Origin of the sequence: Trichocoleus sp. FACHB-90 (assembly GCF_014695505.1) — a bacterium.
GTDB classification, from domain to species: domain Bacteria; phylum Cyanobacteriota; class Cyanobacteriia; order Cyanobacteriales; family FACHB-T130; genus Funiculus; species Funiculus sociatus.
In genome coordinates, this window is record NZ_JACJOK010000009.1 from 119,491 (window position 1) to 135,874 (window position 16,384).

A 16,384-nucleotide genomic window follows, 5' to 3' on the forward strand; every position below is an offset into this window, starting at 1 on the left:
TTAGCTTTCTCTTGACCTTTGCTGCCCTCGGTTCAATCAAAAATGACCTCTGGATTCATTTCTGGTGGGGTTTTCCAATTTATTCCGTACTTCTGGTTTAAAATACGTTTCTTCTCTGCCCAGAACATATGACTAAAACCTATCTCTCTTGGATACTCAGCCAGGTTTTCGTCTGCTTCTTGCCCTGCGGCTTCTATTATTCTTCTGTATCTGGGGTCATATTCTTTTAAATCAGACTTAATACTTCCCGGAACGTTCACCAAGTTTAACCTAACCTGAACTTCCCTAATTAGCTTGGGAAAAACCAACGTTAAATATTCCTCCCGGTTCTGCAATTCTTCAAAGGCAGCGGCAGCTTGCCCTTTTTGGATTTCTAACTGTCTAGCCCCAATTCCTAATATATTTACAGTTAATATAATTCCCAGAATGACTTTTGATGCTTTCATTTACCAAACCTCATGCTTAGGTGTCGCCTAAAATATTAGCACCAAAATTAGACTGGCAACGGCTAAAATTTTGCTTTCTTTAGAGATAACCTGCGCTTGGGCTTATAGTTCTGAACGAGGAAATGCGTCTTTTTTCTCCATAACTAAAGTTAGGGGCTTTTGGCCTATATGCAGCAGTTGAAAGTGCTGTTAGCTTAGCAAGGTACTTTCAACTGCTGGACTGTTTCGGTGGTCTTAAGGACTTTAACCTTATAAAACAAAGACTCCCTGGCTAATTTTCCCTAAAATTACAGCACTACCGACATCAAACTCGGAAAAAACGATAACTTTAAAATAACTCGTAATTGATTACCATAAACAATGAACAACCTGATAATTTTTATAAAAATTCAGACAAATTGCAGATGACGGCTTCTACCAATATACAGAGCCGCAACGGTTTTCTTTGCGTATAGAGTAAGGAGGAGCAAAACACAAATTGGAAAAATCCGTCATGTCACAACCACGGGTAGAGGAGCAAGCACTTTCTCAGGCACTAAAAATGCGCCTTAGTAGCCTGCTGGATGCAGTAGAATTCATCGACGTAGATGTGCAAACTGACCTGAGTCATATAATTCAGGGAGAGGCAAATTCGGTTTCTGTGGAAGGTCAGGGCTTGGTAATGCAGAAAGATATTCGCATACAGAATATCGAACTGCAAACCGATAACATTGCTATTAATCCCCTGAGTGCTATTCTTGGTGAAATCAAACTTAATCAGCCAGTAAATACTACTGTTCGTGTTCGGCTAACAGAAGCAGATATAAACCAAGCATTAAACTCAGATTATATCAAAAGCAAGCTGTTTCCCATAGAGCTTTCTGTAGATGACGAAATTGTAACTTTGGAACTGCAACTTCCTTTATCGCTTCACTTGCCTGGTGGCGGGAAGATGGAATTCACTGGAAGTATGCTAGTGCATAAAATAGACAATACGCAACAAATAGGCTTCAGCGCTGTTGCCTTACCTCGTACTGACAAGCATCCCGTATTGCTGGAGGAGTTTCGCTGCACCCCAGGAACGGGTATTTCGCTAGGACTAACTCTCGCCTTAATGGAGAAGGTAAAAGAACTGATGAATTTACCTTATTTTGAGTTTCCAGAAATAGCGTTTTGCATAAAAGAATTGGATGTGCAAGAAGGCACTATGACGCTAATAATTGAAGCTCACGTATATGAAATTCCGTCTTCGTAAAATTAGGGTGGGTATTCTCTACCCTGATTTTTGAGAACAATAGGGCATTTTCAGGATTTTATCAGCTAAAAGCCGAAAAGTTTAATCCTGTCTCTGCCAATAAGCATTTTCCAGCGCTTTGCTTTGTTGGGCAGCGAGCATCTGCATCATGGAGGCATAGACAAGGCGCATTCGTAACTTTAAAGCGAGTCTATGCCTTGACATTTTGTACTCATAACGAGTACGCTTTAAAAAACTTTACTTAGTCAAGGAGCCAGATTCATGTTTGCCAATAGAGAAGGACAAAAAGTCCCCAACGTCACCTTCCGTACTCGTAAGAACAACGACTGGGTGCAAATAACTACTGATGACTTGTTTGCAGGCAAGACAGTGGTTGTCTTCTCTTTACCTGGTGCGTTTACTCCGACGTGTTCATCGACCCATCTCCCTGGCTATAACGAGTTGGCTAAGGTTTTTAAAGAAAATGGCGTTGATGACATTATCTGCATTTCCGTCAATGATGCCTTTGTGATGAATGAATGGGCGAAGGATCAAGAAGCAGATAATATAACTGTGATTCCCGATGGCAATGGTGAATTCAGTGAAGGGATGGGAATGCTGGTTGATAAAGCAGACCTGGGTTTTGGGAAGCGGTCATGGCGCTATTCCATGCTGGTAAAAGATGGCACCATTGAAAAGATGTTCATTGAGCCAGAAGAACCAGGCGATCCCTTCAAGGTGTCGGATGCCCAGACAATGCTCAACTATATCAACCCAGAGGCAACGAAGCCCAATTTAGTTTCCCTGTTTACAAAAGTGGGTTGTCAGTTCTGCGCCCGTGCTAAGAAGATGCTCGATGAGCGTGGCATGGATTACGAAGAGATTGTCTTGAGTAAGAATATTAGCACTCGCTCTTTACGGGCTGTCACAGGTGCAACAACGGTTCCCCAAGTATTTATCGATGGCAAATTAATTGGTGATTCCGAGGCGCTAGAAGCTTACCTGAGTGCTGTGTAAGTAGAATTCAAGGAGGCTTTCATTGAGAGCGATCGCGCAACAGCAGCCCAGGAGACATAACCTTGATTCTGGTTTGTGAGTGGCGCGATCGCTGCTTATTAATAGCAGCTAATAGTAATTTTATCTAATATGCAAACGTCTCACAACCAGCAAAGACCTCTGGAAGTAGAATTAGTATTGCCTGTAAAAACTTACGACATTGACTTTGCAGGAATTGTTAGTAATATTGTCTATATCCGTTGGCTTGAAGACCTACGCCTAGAAATTCTTGATGCCTACCTTCCTCTACAAAAAATGCTTGAAGATGGGATTGCTCCAATACTCCTGCAAACCCAAATTGAGTACAAACAGCCAATTACTATTTTTGATGTGCCAATAGGTCGGATGTGGATGAGTAAAATGAAGAAATTGAAGTGGACTGTCTCCGCTGAAATAGTCGCTGGGAAGGTAGCAACAATTGCTGAACAATCGGGCGGTTTTATTAATTTATCTAGTCGAAAACCTGTGCTGATTCCACAGCAGCTTTATCAAGCATATTTGGCGCAGCAATAGTTCGTAGGGAATGGGAGCCACCCCTATGCTGCTTTGTTTCCCGCACCCTTGGTGCGTGGCGTTTGAGGTACAAAACCTCGCACGTTAGCGATCGCTCTCGCGGCGCGGATGCGCTCAGCCTGCAAGGAAGCGCTTATGAACTTCTCTCTTTCCTCCTCCTAGAGCGCCCTGGGCGGTTCGTTTAAAAAGTAGCTTTCACAACTAAAATAGGATGCTATATTGAAGTTTTGTTGCGTTAACCGCGAGTGTTACCCAACATACTAACTACAATTAATTACATTATGAGCAACCAAATTGTTACTACTTCTTCGGTTCCTCGCTTAATTAGTATTGCTGTTAGCCATTATTGCGAGAAGGTGCGATGGGCGCTTGAATGGCTGAAAATTCCTTATGTTGAAGAAAGTCATGTGCCACTTTTTCATCGCTTCGCTACTCGTGAATATGGGAGTAGTAGTGTTCCAATTCTAGTTACAGAGGCAGATACTTTCACAGATTCAACTGACATTCTGCACCATCTTAATACACTTGCTGCGGAAGGAAGATATTTATATCCAACCGATCCGGGACTATGCCGAGAAGTCGAAGAACTCGAAGAGTTATTTGACACGAAACTGGGAGTTGGTATTCGAGGCTGGGCATACTTTTATCGCTTGGATGACCGGGAAGCGATGCGGCGGGTGTGGTGCAAAGGAACGCCTTGGGTTGAGCAAGTTGGGTTTGCGATCGCTTTCCCTATAATGCGTCGGTTAGTTCAACAAAGCTTGAATATTACAGCAGCTTCAGCAGCAAATTCCCTTCAAGAAATTAAGCAAATTTTCGACACAGTTAATCAGCAGTTAGCAGATAATCGTCCGTACTTGGTTGGAGATAAACTCTCGGCAGCAGACATAACTTTTGCAGCGTTAGCTGCTCCAGCTTTACTACCCCCAGAGCATCCCGTAATGCCGTCTCAGCTTGACGGTATCAAGAGTGAAATGGCAACAACAATTAAAGAATTACGGGCAACTCCAGCGGGAATGTATGCACTGCGCCTGTATCGAGAACAACGCCATTTCAGTTAAATTTGGTGTGCTGCATCCCAGTTCTGCAAAAATACCAGGCGATTGGAAATCGCGGCTACACAAACAAAGCCTGCCTCCGCAGGCTCAATGAGTCCGCGCAGGCGGACTTGGTTTGTGGAGCATCGAGACTTCCAGTCTGTGCGCGATTTGCAAATACGGGATGCTCCCAGCAAATTGAGAGCGATCGCTCCCACAACATTTAGCTTTGAGAGTTCAAAAACGCATCAGGATCGATTCCCGATTCCCGAAGTCGCTGAATTAGAGATTCTAACCTAGATTCCGCTTGTTCAGCTCGCTGTCGCTCCTGTTCGGACTGCTGTAAAGCCTGTGCTTTTTCTGTTCGTTCCTGTTCGGCTTGCTTTAGAGCTTGTTCTGCTTCAGTGAGAATCCAATTGCCTTGAGCATCATACCAACGCAACCACAATCGCTCAATTCCTTGAAACTCTCCTTGCCACAAACCCAAGCCCAATTCTAGTTCAGGAATCCAAACTCGCGACTCTTGCAAATCTAGCTCTTGGTAATGCGCCCCCACCAGCTTAAAGACTCGTAGCTGATTGGTATAACGACTGAAAACCACATAGTAAGGAATGCGTAAAATCTGCTCATAAACCTCCCATTTCCGAGGCGGTTTATTCTCAGTTTGAGACTGAATTAATTGCCCATTGCCTGCATCCTCAGATTCAGATGGCAGCTTTTCCTCGTCTTCTCCTAAATCTTCTTTCTCTGTACCCGGCGAAAGTAGTTCGACAATGACAAAAGGATTTATTCCCTCTTGCCAAACAACGTAACTTAGGCGCATATCAACTTCATCATAAAGTCGAGGTACGCCGACAACGCCAAACCAATCCGGTCTTTTATACCATTGAGCATGACGCACATCATAGTAAAGGTTCATGTCGCTGGCACTGAAAACTTGCGAAGCCGGATATTTTGGGGGATGAAAAGTAAGGCTCAATAATTGCGGTTGCAAGTCGTGGAATTCATCGGGCAAACCAGGTTCCTCCGGGTCTTCGCTGGGCAGATCGTACATGGTGGGTAGGGTTTCCCTGGGCGATCGCGGCGGATCAGTTTGAGGGACGGGGTATTTGAAGGGAAACATAGGGTCTAGGGGAATGACTGGCTCTTATGTTAACACCGTGAAAATGCCTGATTGAACAAAGCCGCGCCCTGTTGCTACCCTTGGCTACTTATTTCAAAAAATGTCTTAATCTTAACTATTTGTTGGGTACAGAAATGCCATCTTATTCTCCAGGGTACTCTCGCCAAGTTTCGTGGCGGGAATACCCAAAAAATAAGATGTCGAACATCGTCAAACAGCCATGTGATGAAGGAGTAATTCGCTTGATAAGATGTAGTAGCCTCTGCGCGAAAAATACCAAAGCTTTGGTATTGGTACCAAGATGAGTAAAATGCTAAAACAAGCGATCGCGTTTGGTGTTGATAGTTTTCGATTAGTTCTGTTTATTACTGTTGAACTCGCTTTGAGAAGTGTGTAAGCGTTGCGGCTGCTCTCTTGGGCATCGCTGCTTTAGTGATGATTAAGAAGCACCCCACCGCAGTATAGTCATTAGTTAAAAACTCAAAACTCAAAACTCAGGACTTATTATGAAAAGTTGGTTGCAACCTCCGCGATTACGCATTGGAGAAGAAACCGAACACGAACACCGCCACGCTACTTGGCTGGAACTTTTCTATGACTTGGTGTTTGTGGTGGCGGTTTCTCAAGTCGCCCACAATCTGCATGACAATTTATCGCTATCAGGATTTCTCGGCTTTGTGTTTCTGTTTATACCGATTTGGTGGACATGGATTGGCACCACATTCTACGCCAACCGATTCGATAGCGATGACATCGGACATCGATTGCTGACTGGCGTGCAAATGGTAGCGATCGCAGCCCTTGCAGTGAACGTACACCACGGCTTAGGCGAAAGTTCCGCAGGCTTTGCCTTATCGTATTTTGCTGGTAGGGCGGTGCTGGTGATTGAATACCTGCGGGCGGCAAAGCACATTCCTCAAGCGCGCAAACTGGCTACTCGCTACGCCACAGGTTTTGCGATCGCTGCTTGCCTTTGGTTACTATCCGCATTTGTACCCATTCCACAGCGTTTTGTCTTGTGGGGATTGGGGTTGCTAATAGACTTCGCCACGCCACTTACAGCCAAACAGTTGCAGCAAGGACTGCTCCCCCATCCCGAACACTTACCAGAGCGTTTTGGGCTGTTTACCATCATTGTTTTGGGCGAGGCGATCATCGCTGTCGTTGATGGTGTCTCCGAACAAAAATGGGATATGCAAAGTGCGATCGCCGCAGTATTCGGCTTCAGCATCGCTTTCAGCTTGTGGTGGATCTATTTTGAGAACATTGATGGCTCCTCTATGCGGTCTGCTGGTGCAACTGGTCGATTTTCAATTTATAATGTCTGGCTTTACGGACATTTACCGTTAGTGATTGGACTTGCTGCTACTGGCGTTGGCGTAGAACACGTTGTCTCAAGTGAGGCTGGTGTAGCAATGCCGGATGGGGTGCGATGGCTGCTTTGTGGATCAGTAGCTTTATGCTTGCTGAGTCTAGGAATTCTGCACCGCACTGGGGTGATATTCAAGTGCAAAGTCCGCACAAAGTACCGAATTGGGGCGGCGACTGTGGTGCTGGTTCTAGCGATCGCTGGTATCGGTTGGTCGCCCGTTGCGGTAATTGGGTTAGTTGCTGTAGTATGTGCTACCCAAGTTGTGCAAGATTTGTATCAGAGCGGTAAGTTAGCGCTTGAGTAGCATTTTTTTGATTGGCTGCGTTTAGCGCGATCGCATTTTTTTGCACCAATACCAGCAATTATTTCCTGGCATTGGTGCAATTTATTTGAGGTGATATCGACAAAACTCTACTGCTGCTTCTATGTCGCTGGTTTGCTGCGGATAAGCAACCTCTGGACGAGTGATGACAACTAAAGGAATGCCTAACTCTGTTGCAACCCGCCGCTTGACATCTTCTCCCCCAGCGGTTCCCGATGCTTTGGTGACAACCAGGGAAATTTTCCAGTGATGCCACAGTGCCTTTTCTAATTCTGCTGGAACCGGAGGACGTAAAGCAATTAATCTATCTGGCGCGAAACCTGCTGCATAAGCTGCGTCCATTGCTGTCGCAGAGGGAAGAATTCGCGCAAATAAAGTTGATTTTTCTTGCCACGGACGAAATAAAGGAAAATTTCTGTAACCGATTGTCAGTAGTACCCGTTGTTCTTGCAGGTAGTCTCCCGTTAGCAGCGTCTCGAAGCTATCTAACCTAATTACCTGTTGGTTATCTATTTCAGCGTCAACTGCTGGACGTTCGTAGCGCAGATAAGGGATTTGCCGATGAAGGGAAATTGCGATCGCCATCTTCGATATCTGCACTGCATACGGATGGGACGCATCTAATATTGCAACTATCCCCTGTTCTTGCAAAAACTCTTCTAACCGGGTAACGTCTAAACGACCTACCCAAATTTGCAAACTTTTTGTAATAGGATACAGCGCCTTAGCTGATTCTGTGGTGACAGTGACAAGACAAGGCAGCTGAAAGCGAGAGAGTGCTACGCTTAGTTGGGCGCTTTCCTGAGTTCCGCCAATCAACCAAACGCGATCGCCAAAGCATGAAGGAGCAAGAGTCATTAGTCGTTCCACACTCATCAGTTAAAAAGATTTTACTGATGACCTTAGATTGATGACTAATGACTTTTGCTTTAACCCTTAAGGGCTTTTCTGTAGTTCTGACGATAGGATTTATTACCAATCACCAACACAGGCCACAACAGGGCCAAAACTAGCCGTCCCTGGCTGAAATTTGTCCGGCGAAACCCCTTCCAGAACTTCCAACCACCGTATATATAACCCCCAAACAACAAGAAGCCGAGTAACGTACCCATTTAATCAACCCCCATAAAACTGACTCCGGTTTGGTCGTCAAAGCCAGCAATTGCCAAATTTTGCTTACTGTAGCTAGTCTACACAATTGATTTGGTGCTACACGGCAAAGTAGCATTGATTCAGTTCTAGTCTATCTGGGGTTGAGTTGCAATACAGTTGATCTTAATTTTTTGATGCACGACTTACGCTCCCCGCATAATGTATCTATATTGCCTACTGGTGTTCGACGAGAGTTAGTAAGAGGTTGCACCCTTGTCTTATGAGAGATACCTGAAATTTCCTGGTTATAGGAGACTAAAAGACAGGCGCAACGAAAATTAAGGGTGATATCTGTATCATGACGAATAATAAGGAGGAATTATGAGAGCAGTGCTGATGGCTGGCGGTTCAGGAACGCGGCTAAGGCCGCTGACCTGCGATCTTCCAAAACCAATGGTGCCGATTCTGAACCGACCCATCGCCGAACATATTATCAACTTGCTCAAGCGGCATCAGATTACAGAGGTTATTGCCACGTTGCATTATCTCCCTGATGTCATGCGCGACTACTTTCAAGACGGGGGCGACTTCGGCGTACAGATGACATACGCTGTAGAGGAAGACCAGCCTTTGGGGACTGCTGGATGCGTCAAAAATATTGCTGAGTTACTAGATGAAACATTTTTAGTCATCAGTGGCGATAGTATCACTGATTTCGATCTCACTGAAGCGATTAAATTTCACAAACAAAAAAAGTCAAAAGCAACCCTGGTTTTAACCCGCGTTCCGAACCCGATTGAGTTTGGAGTGGTAATTACAGATGAAAACCATCGGATTCGGCGGTTTCTAGAAAAGCCTTCCACCAGCGAAATTTTTTCGGATACGGTCAACACCGGAACCTACATTCTTGAACCAGAAGTTTTACAATACTTGCCAGCAAATCAGGAAACTGACTTCTCTAAAGACCTGTTCCCCTTGCTACTAGAAAAAAATGAGCCGATGTACGGCTACATTGCTTCGGGTTATTGGTGCGATGTCGGTCACTTAGATGCTTATCGCGAAGCTCAGTATGACGGGTTACAGCAAAAAGTTAAACTAGACTTTGCTTACTCTGAGCAGTCTCCCGGATTGTGGATTGGGCAAAATACCCATATTGACTCGACGGCTAAAATTGAAGCGCCAGCGCTGATTGGCAGTAATTGCAGGATTGGGCCGCGAGTACACATTGAGCCAGGAACTGCAATTGGCGACAATGTGACAATTGGGGCTGATGCCAACTTAAAGCGTCCGATTATCTGGAATGGGGCGATTATTGGTGAGGAAGCTTCTTTAAGGGCTTGCGTGATTGGTCGGGGGACGAGAGTGGACAGGCGATCGCAAGTTTTGGAAGGTGCTGTCGTCGGTTCCCTGTCCACTGTAGGGGAAGAATCACAAATTTCTCCCCAAGTTCGCGTCTGGCCTAGCAAGCAAATTGAATCAGGGGCGATCTTGAATATTAACTTAATTTGGGGTCAGACTGCACACCGCAATTTGTTTGGACAGCGTGGTGTGAGTGGTTTGGCAAATATCGACATTACTCCAGAATTTGCCGTCAAGTTGGGTGCGGCTTACGGTTCTACTTTGAAACCTGGTTCTCAAGTTACTATTTCTCGCGATCAGCGGAGTATTTCCCGCATGGTCAGCCGAGCCTTGATTGCTGGTTTAATGTCTGTAGGTATCAATGTCCAGAATTTGGAAGCTACAGCAATTCCTGTGGCTAGAGCAGTTGTTCCTACTCTCGCAGTTTCCGGTGGTATCCATGTAAGGGTGCATCCAGATCGATCTGATCACATTTTGATTGAATTTTTTGATCGCAAAGGCATCAATATCCCCAAATCTATAGAGAAGAAGATTGAGGGGGCTTATTTTAAGGAAGATTTGCGACGGGTACAGATTCCTGAAATTGGCAATGTCAATTACCCCAGTCAGGTGATTGATATTTACAGCACTTCCTTTGAGAAACATCTGAATATTAAGGCGATTCATCATTCTGGCTCGAAGGTGGTGATAGATTATGTTTACGCTGTCAGTGGTGCCGTTTTGCCCCAATTGTTGGCGAAGTTTGGCTGCGATGCTGTGGTGCTGAATGCTAGTTTGAATCAACAAGGACTCTCAGCAGCTGAAAGAGAAGCGTTGCTGAATCAGCTGGGTCATGTGGTGGAGGCGCTGAAGGCAAATTTCGGCGTGCAGGTGTCAGCCAACGGGGAAATGTTGATCTTAGTGGATGAAGCTGGGACTCCAATTCGCGGGGAGTTGTTAACGAGTCTGATGGTAAGTATGACTCTTACGGCTAATCCTAGAGCTACTGTGGTAGTACCAGTGCATAGTAGCAGTGCGGTGGAACAGATTGCTCGTCGTCACGATGCTAAGGTGATTCGCACTAAGGCAAATCCTACGGCGTTGATGGAGGCTTCTCAAAGTAATCCGAATGTGGTGATGGGTGGTAGCGGTGAAATGGGCTTTATTTTCCCGCAATTGCATCCGGGGTTTGATGCGATGTTCTGCATTGCTAAGATGATGGAGATGCTGACGGTTTCTGAGCGATCGCTTGCTCAAATTCGCGCCGATCTACCCCGCGTTTACCACAAAAGTTATACTGTTCGCTGTCCCTGGACTGCAAAGGGGGCTTTGATGCGTCATCTGGTAGAAACTCACCCAGCAGAACATCTGGAATTAGTCGATGGTGTGAAGATTTGCAACTATCACGATGACAGCTGGGTGTTAATTTTGCCTGATGCTGGGGAACCTCTGGTGCATATCTTTGCTAATAGTAATGACCGGGATTGGGTTGATGAAACTTTGCGGGAGTATCGCACCAGGGTTCAATCATTTGTTGAACAAGAGGAGGGTGTAGAAGAATTTAAAGTGGCAATGGTGTAAAAATTTTGGATTTTGAAGCGATTTTTGGGGAGATGGATCGGGGAGTTGAATGATTACTGGTTCTTCCCCCAACCTCTCTTTCTTCCCAAAAGATCGCAGGATTTTGGATTAAATCACTAATCCAAAATCATCGGAGGATCAGAAACTGCTTCGCCGGGAGCAAAATCTAAAATTCTAATGGTACATTTGTTCTAATATAGATGAGGCTAAACATACCATAGTGGAACTTTGAGATATGAACAGTTGCATTTTAATGGCGGAGATTATCAAAGAACCGGAACTGCGTTATACGCCAGATAGCCAAACTGCGATCGCTTCTCTGCGAGTCCAGTTTCCCGGGCCAAAGGCTGAAGATCCACCAGCAAGTATACAGGTTGTCGGTTGGGGCAATTTAGCTCAAGAAATTAAGGATAACTATAAAAAGGGCGATCGCGTAATTATTGAAGGTCGCCTCACCATGAACACCATCGATCGGCAAGAAGGTTTTAAAGAGAAACGCGCTGAGTTGACAGTTTCCCGAATTCATAAAGTGTCAAGCGATACAGATTTTGACACGCCAACAACTGAATCAACTCCTCCCAGCAACGTCGTTCCGATGGGGTCGCGTCGTCCAACTGCACCTGCTAATAATAGCGATGTAGAGATGTCTCCTGTAGACTACGAACAAGAAGATGAGACACCCTCGTTTGCACCCGCGGCTAGAACTATAACCCGTCCAACTCCACCTGTTCAACAAGATGACGATATCCCCTTTTAATCATTAGTTAGAAAAAAGTTGGAACGTTGGAAGGTTGAAACCTTCCAACGTCTAAGTAGTCAATCTCATGCTTCAGACGCGATGGTTGACACATTCATAAAGATAGCAATCAGTGTTTCGCCTTCCCGCCTTGAATTTCGGCTGCCAACGTTGTCACCCACACAGTTTTCGTTTTTTTTAGCTCCAGTTAAATACGGGTGAAACCTTCAATAGGCAAAGGTTGAAGTAAGTTGTCTAGTATAATTCATTATCGATTATTTCTTTCATTTACAATTATTACTTGGCAATTTTTTGCTAATCCTCCTATATAATTCAGTGACTTTTTTCCAGCTTTACCAGAAATATCGTATTATTTCCATAGCTTGCATCAATCAGTAAGAAACCCGGTCGATCCCCTCTTTTCTGACTTCAGTCAATTAACTCTAAAGCTAATTCCGGCTTCTTCTTAAATTCTGTATCTCATCGAAGCGTTTACACCATTTATTGAAGCCAGGAGGCATGGCTGCGGGAGTTGTTTGTTTGATTCCTCAGACTTCGACGTGAGAAGCTTGCTGTGCCAGTATTGTACTCTCTAGCCTAAGCATTACATGGCGGCGTTGAGTTGGATGTCGTAGCCACCATAGTTGGAGGGACGCAGAACGATGATTCTATCCCAGCCTTGTAGAAAGATTTGATGGTAGCAGGCAAGATATTCTAGGAGTTGGCTATATTCGCCGTCGCGGTATTGGAGGAAATGATCGTAGTCCTTACCGATGACGATGTAGAATCGGCTTTTCTTGAGCCACCCCAAGTTGATGACTCTGAAGCATCGAACAATGACGGGATATATCTGTAAAGCTGGAAAATATAGGAATCCTGTCCTGATGCCCTGCCTCGAAAGGTAAAAGATGTGAGCTTAATTTGCGACTCCATTGTTAGCGCTAAGCGGCACTGAGCTGGCGTTACCTCTAAACGCTCATTTATTGCTACTTGAGGAAGAATCGAAATTCTTCCATTGACCTCTAAATTCCGTATTTTTGACAGGGTGAAAGTTCCGTAGTTGTCCCAATGCTGGTTCAATCATCAGGTGGTAATATCTGAATTTGTAAGTAAAAAAGTTGGGGTAACAGAACATATCCATATTATTCTTATAGGGAACTACCTGATTGTGGAGTGTGACATAGAACTATTTCAACTTTCACAATATTAAGTTCCTTGGAAATCTCCTATTTCTCAAGTTGATAGCAGGTAGTAATAAGAATGCCTTCCCTAAACAATCAGGCTGACTCAGCTAACCAAAAAAGTAGCTGGGAAGCATTTCCCAGATTGGGGAAATTCAATTTCTCTAAAGCGTTTTGGCTAAAGGTGCCAACAAAGCAGCATCGCTACAAGCAAAGATGGCAACCTCGTGAGCTAATTGTTCTGTCGATCCTGGTAGGGTCAACGTTGGGGGTGAGCGCGATCGCTGTGGTTAGCTATCAGGTTGTGCGGGGACTGATTCTGGAGAACCTCCAACAACAAGCTTTACTACAAGTCCAGCAGGGGCGGGATGAGATCGACCAGTGGCTATCTAATCGGAAGACTGAGGTAGAGATGTTGGCAAACAGTCCCCTCGTGCGCTCTATGGATTGGTCAGTCGCCCAGCCTTATTTAAAGTCGGAATTGCAACGGTTTAAAGAAATTCACCAACTGACAATTGTCAACTCTCAAGGGTGGGGAGCTAATACCAGCGTCGGTCCTCATCGCAAAAATCTTAAAGACCGTGAATGGTTTATCAAGGCAATGGCAGGGCAAGTCAGTGCCGCTAATCCCGTAGTCAGCCGCACCACAGGACTCCTCCAAATCAATATCAGCGCTCCAATTATGGGGACTTCAGAGACTCAAGTGCTGGGAGCAATGGGTGGAGCGATCGCAGTTGACCGAGTGATTCAGGTAGTGAGCAGTCTCCAGGGGGGAGTAGGCAGCTATGCCTTTGCACTCAACTCTACAGGGGTGGCAATCGCCCATCCTGACCCTAAGATGATTGGCTTTGCAGAGCGTCAGGCACCCAGCTTTTTACAATCTTCCAATCCGGGTCTGGCAGCGATCGCCCAGCACATGGTTGCCAAACAAGCGGGGATTGAACTAATACCAGTCAATGGGAGATGGAACTACGTTGCCTACGTGCCTCTAAAAGAAGCGGATTGGTCAATTGCGCTGGTTATTCCTCGCCAGAACATCGAATCTCACTTAAGCGCACTCAACCTCCTGGCGACCGTTTTAGGCGGATTGTTGGTTATTGCCCTGATTGGTGCATGGCGACAGGTGCAGCTGTTTGAGCAAACCCGCACTCGTGCGGAGCAGGAAGCTCTACTGAACCGTTTGGTGCGTCGCATCCGAGAATCATTAGAGTTACAAACCATTGTTCAGACGACGGTAACAGAACTGGCAACCTTAACCCAGCTCGATAGAGTGCTGTTTGGCTGGTACGATCCCCAATCCCAAACCGTTGAGCTGGTTGGCGACTCTCACTCCCAAACATTGACGATTCAGCCAAGAAAGTTTCAGTCCAATTCATGTGTAGACATAGCAGCTTGTCTACAGCAGACAGAAGCACTTCAGCTGTTGTGTGTTGAGGCTGAGTTAGAGCAAACACCTCTAGAGTTGAACGCTCACGCCTATCTTGCACTACCCATCCCACTTCCAGATGGACGCTGCGGCTATCTCATTGGTTTGCACGCTCATTACCTGAGTCAACTAGATCGGGAATTACTCAAAGCAGTGGTAGATCAGCTAGCAGTTGCCATCACTCAGGCTCAGCTGTATAACCAAACGCAACAACAGATTACACTGCTCAACCAAACGCTGACCAAACTTAACCACACCCAACTCCAGCTGGTGCAGAGTGAGAAAATGTCTAGTTTAGGTCAGATGGTTGCAGGCATTGCCCACGAAATCAATAATCCAGTCAACTTCATCTACGGCAACCTTACTCATGCCAGCTCTTACATCCAAGATTTACTAGAGTTGATTGAGCTTTACCAAGAGCAATATCCTCAGCCCACGTCACAGATTCAAGATAAAGCAGAGGACATGGAGCTGGAATTTCTCAAGGAAGATTTATCCAAACTCCTTGTCTCAATGCAAGTTGGCGCTCAGCGCATTCGCGATATTGTTCAGTCGCTGCGCGTGTTCTCCCGTCTGGATGAATCAGAAGTTAAGGCTGTGGATATTCATCAAGGCATTGATAGCACGCTGATGCTCCTGCAAAACCGTCTTAAGGCGAAGCCAGAGCATCCAGCTATTGAAGTTGTCAAAGAGTATGGTCAATTACCCAAAATTGAGTGCCATGCCGGACAACTCAACCAGGTATTTATGAATCTCCTCACCAATGCCATTGATGCCATAGAGGAGTTCAACTGCAAGCGCAGCTACAAAGACAGGCAAGCCAACCCCAGTCGAATTACAATTCGCACCCAAGTTTTGACATCTAAACGAATTGCGATTCGCATTGCAGATAATGGAGCGGGTATTGCTGAAGATATTCAGCAACGGTTATTTGACCCGTTCTTCACCACCAAGGCGGTTGGCAAGGGCACTGGGATGGGATTAGCGATTAGCTATCAGATAGTGACAGAGACACATGGAGGGCAGCTACGGTGCATTTCGGCACCAGGACGAGGAGCAGAATTTGCGATCGAGATTCCCATCCACCAATCACAGCAACAGTCGTAGGAATTGATTGAGCGCTCAGCGTAGGGTACGAAGGTTGAACTGGTTGATAGGTTGTATCCCAGTAGCAAGAATTGTTCTAACTGTGGACACTTTCAACCCATGCCGTTGAGAGAGCGTGTATTTAATTGCCAACGGTGTGGCATCCAGATTGACAGAGACTTGAATGCCTCTATCAATCTGGAAGTTGCCCCTGAAGATAAAGCCTGCAAAAAACTGTTCAAACAGGTACAACGGCGCTTACAATATTTACCGCCCTATTCCCCGGATTTGAATGAAATTGAGCATTACTGGTTTCCAATTAAAAATCGGGTTAGAAAATCTATTGGAACGATTGAAAACTTTCGAGAGAGAGTAGATACCTCTGTTCGTTTAGCGTCCTAACCTATACTTCGAGTGCTATCAACGAAAATTAAGAGCCGATGAGAGGATCGTACTGGGACAGCAAGCTTTTCACGTCGAAGTCTAAGGAATGAAGCAGATAGCTTCCGCAGCCATGCCCCCTTGCTTCAATAAATAGTGTAACTGCTTCGATGAGATACAGAATTTAAGAAGAAGCCGGAATTAGCTCTAAAGTTAATTGACTGAAGTAAGAAAAGAGGGTATTCAACCCGGTTTCAAAGAAATTGGGTTGAAGTTTTCTATCGGGAAGAGAAGGGATGGTTAAAAGTTAAACAATAGCAAATTAGAGATTATAGAAGTCTGATGAGGCATTTTATTCTCGTATGGTGTAAGCTGTTGTGCAGTTAAATAACGTATAATTAATTTATTTATCCGTAAGAGCAAGAAGCGATGCCTGCCAAAGACTATCTCCGAAAAGAGCAAAAACAAAAACTGCAAATAG

The 16,384-nt window shown here is 45.2% G+C and carries 14 protein-coding genes and 2 pseudogenes; 10 read left to right on the plus strand and 6 right to left on the minus strand.

The window, feature by feature from the left end:
- Window positions 1–32 precede the first annotated feature (32 nt).
- On the minus strand, window positions 33–446 hold the full coding sequence (locus H6F74_RS02325; protein ID WP_190435658.1) for a hypothetical protein: 414 nt from the start codon (window positions 444–446) through the stop codon (window positions 33–35).
- A gap of 493 nt (window positions 447–939) precedes the next feature.
- Here H6F74_RS02325 and H6F74_RS02330 point away from each other — a divergent pair, with 493 nt between their 5' ends.
- Complete coding sequence (locus tag H6F74_RS02330) at window positions 940–1,680, plus strand: DUF2993 domain-containing protein (protein ID WP_190435661.1); 741 nt, start codon at window positions 940–942, stop codon at window positions 1,678–1,680.
- Between the two features lie 81 nt (window positions 1,681–1,761).
- On the opposite strand, the gene H6F74_RS30355 is transcribed toward H6F74_RS02330, so the two are convergent.
- Window positions 1,762–1,884: a hypothetical protein gene (locus tag H6F74_RS30355; protein ID WP_277875739.1), complete on the minus strand. Its 123-nt coding sequence runs from the start codon at window positions 1,882–1,884 to the stop codon at window positions 1,762–1,764.
- Between the two features lie 57 nt (window positions 1,885–1,941).
- Between H6F74_RS30355 and H6F74_RS02335 the strand changes: the two genes are divergently transcribed.
- The 3 genes from H6F74_RS02335 (at window position 1,942) to H6F74_RS02345 (ending at window position 4,289) form a co-directional block, all read left to right on the plus strand.
- A complete protein-coding gene (locus tag H6F74_RS02335) occupies window positions 1,942–2,676 on the plus strand; it encodes a glutathione peroxidase (RefSeq protein WP_190435664.1) in 735 nt (244 codons plus the stop codon).
- A gap of 129 nt (window positions 2,677–2,805) precedes the next feature.
- The gene (locus tag H6F74_RS02340) at window positions 2,806–3,228 is read left to right on the plus strand and encodes a thioesterase family protein (protein ID WP_190435668.1); all 423 of its coding nucleotides are present in this window, start codon (window positions 2,806–2,808) and stop codon (window positions 3,226–3,228) included.
- Window positions 3,229–3,509: 281 nt separating this feature from the next.
- Complete coding sequence (locus H6F74_RS02345; protein ID WP_190435671.1) at window positions 3,510–4,289, plus strand: glutathione S-transferase family protein; 780 nt, start codon at window positions 3,510–3,512, stop codon at window positions 4,287–4,289.
- Window positions 4,290–4,488: 199 nt separating this feature from the next.
- Here the strand turns inward: H6F74_RS02345 and H6F74_RS02350 are convergent, their stop codons facing one another.
- A complete protein-coding gene (locus H6F74_RS02350; protein WP_190435674.1) occupies window positions 4,489–5,388 on the minus strand; it encodes a Uma2 family endonuclease in 900 nt (299 codons plus the stop codon).
- A 506-nt stretch (window positions 5,389–5,894) separates the two neighbouring features.
- Here H6F74_RS02350 and H6F74_RS02355 point away from each other — a divergent pair.
- Complete coding sequence (locus H6F74_RS02355; RefSeq protein ID WP_190435675.1) at window positions 5,895–7,064, plus strand: low temperature requirement protein A; 1,170 nt, start codon at window positions 5,895–5,897, stop codon at window positions 7,062–7,064.
- Between the two features lie 81 nt (window positions 7,065–7,145).
- Here the strand turns inward: H6F74_RS02355 and H6F74_RS02360 are convergent, their stop codons facing one another.
- Together H6F74_RS02360 and H6F74_RS02365 are read right to left on the minus strand one after the other, a co-directional pair.
- The gene (locus H6F74_RS02360) at window positions 7,146–7,958 is read right to left on the minus strand and encodes a cobalt-precorrin-6A reductase (RefSeq protein ID WP_242021760.1); all 813 of its coding nucleotides are present in this window, start codon (window positions 7,956–7,958) and stop codon (window positions 7,146–7,148) included.
- Between the two features lie 53 nt (window positions 7,959–8,011).
- Window positions 8,012–8,194, minus strand: coding sequence for a hypothetical protein (locus tag H6F74_RS02365; protein WP_190435682.1), 183 nt, complete (start codon window positions 8,192–8,194; stop codon window positions 8,012–8,014).
- 361 nt (window positions 8,195–8,555) lie between these two features.
- Between H6F74_RS02365 and H6F74_RS02370 the strand changes: the two genes are divergently transcribed.
- The gene (locus tag H6F74_RS02370; RefSeq protein WP_190435686.1) at window positions 8,556–11,093 is read left to right on the plus strand and encodes a mannose-1-phosphate guanyltransferase; all 2,538 of its coding nucleotides are present in this window, start codon (window positions 8,556–8,558) and stop codon (window positions 11,091–11,093) included.
- A gap of 235 nt (window positions 11,094–11,328) precedes the next feature.
- Window positions 11,329–11,850, plus strand: a complete 522-nt coding sequence (locus tag H6F74_RS02375) for a single-stranded DNA-binding protein (RefSeq protein ID WP_190435690.1) — start codon at window positions 11,329–11,331, stop codon at window positions 11,848–11,850.
- A gap of 583 nt (window positions 11,851–12,433) precedes the next feature.
- Here H6F74_RS02375 and H6F74_RS02380 read toward each other — a convergent pair.
- Window positions 12,434–12,640, minus strand: a complete 207-nt coding sequence (locus H6F74_RS02380; protein ID WP_190435693.1) for a hypothetical protein — start codon at window positions 12,638–12,640, stop codon at window positions 12,434–12,436.
- A gap of 449 nt (window positions 12,641–13,089) precedes the next feature.
- Between H6F74_RS02380 and H6F74_RS02385 the strand changes: the two genes are divergently transcribed.
- From H6F74_RS02385 to H6F74_RS29810, 3 genes and pseudogenes are all read left to right on the plus strand, one after another.
- Window positions 13,090–15,543 carry an ATP-binding protein gene (locus H6F74_RS02385; protein ID WP_242021761.1) on the plus strand — a complete coding sequence of 818 codons (2,454 nt, stop codon included), beginning with the start codon at window positions 13,090–13,092 and terminating at the stop codon, window positions 15,541–15,543.
- A 24-nt stretch (window positions 15,544–15,567) separates the two neighbouring features.
- Window positions 15,568–15,735, plus strand: a pseudogene (locus tag H6F74_RS30360) (transposase); the annotation flags it as partial.
- Window positions 15,736–15,750: 15 nt separating this feature from the next.
- Window positions 15,751–15,924: pseudogene (locus tag H6F74_RS29810) on the plus strand (transposase); the annotation flags it as partial.
- Window positions 15,925–16,384: the final 460 nt, after the last annotated feature.

Bases quoted from the DNA above. Each gene is read 5' to 3' on its own strand.
- H6F74_RS02370 (WP_190435686.1), top strand. From the start codon at position 8,556: ATGAGAGCAGTGCTGATGGCTGGCGGTTCAGGAACGCGGCTAAGGCCG.
- H6F74_RS02355 (WP_190435675.1), top strand. From the start codon at position 5,895: ATGAAAAGTTGGTTGCAACCTCCGCGATTACGCATTGGAGAAGAAACC.
- H6F74_RS02325 (WP_190435658.1), bottom strand. From the start codon at position 446: ATGAAAGCATCAAAAGTCATTCTGGGAATTATATTAACTGTAAATATA.
- H6F74_RS30355 (WP_277875739.1), bottom strand. From the start codon at position 1,884: ATGTCAAGGCATAGACTCGCTTTAAAGTTACGAATGCGCCTTGTCTAT.
- H6F74_RS02335 (WP_190435664.1), top strand. From the start codon at position 1,942: ATGTTTGCCAATAGAGAAGGACAAAAAGTCCCCAACGTCACCTTCCGT.
- H6F74_RS02350 (WP_190435674.1), bottom strand. From the start codon at position 5,388: ATGTTTCCCTTCAAATACCCCGTCCCTCAAACTGATCCGCCGCGATCG.
- H6F74_RS02385 (WP_242021761.1), top strand. From the start codon at position 13,090: ATGCCTTCCCTAAACAATCAGGCTGACTCAGCTAACCAAAAAAGTAGC.
- H6F74_RS02330 (WP_190435661.1), top strand. From the start codon at position 940: ATGTCACAACCACGGGTAGAGGAGCAAGCACTTTCTCAGGCACTAAAA.
- H6F74_RS02340 (WP_190435668.1), top strand. From the start codon at position 2,806: ATGCAAACGTCTCACAACCAGCAAAGACCTCTGGAAGTAGAATTAGTA.
- H6F74_RS02345 (WP_190435671.1), top strand. From the start codon at position 3,510: ATGAGCAACCAAATTGTTACTACTTCTTCGGTTCCTCGCTTAATTAGT.
- H6F74_RS02360 (WP_242021760.1), bottom strand. From the start codon at position 7,958: ATGAGTGTGGAACGACTAATGACTCTTGCTCCTTCATGCTTTGGCGAT.
- H6F74_RS02365 (WP_190435682.1), bottom strand. From the start codon at position 8,194: ATGGGTACGTTACTCGGCTTCTTGTTGTTTGGGGGTTATATATACGGT.
- H6F74_RS02375 (WP_190435690.1), top strand. From the start codon at position 11,329: ATGAACAGTTGCATTTTAATGGCGGAGATTATCAAAGAACCGGAACTG.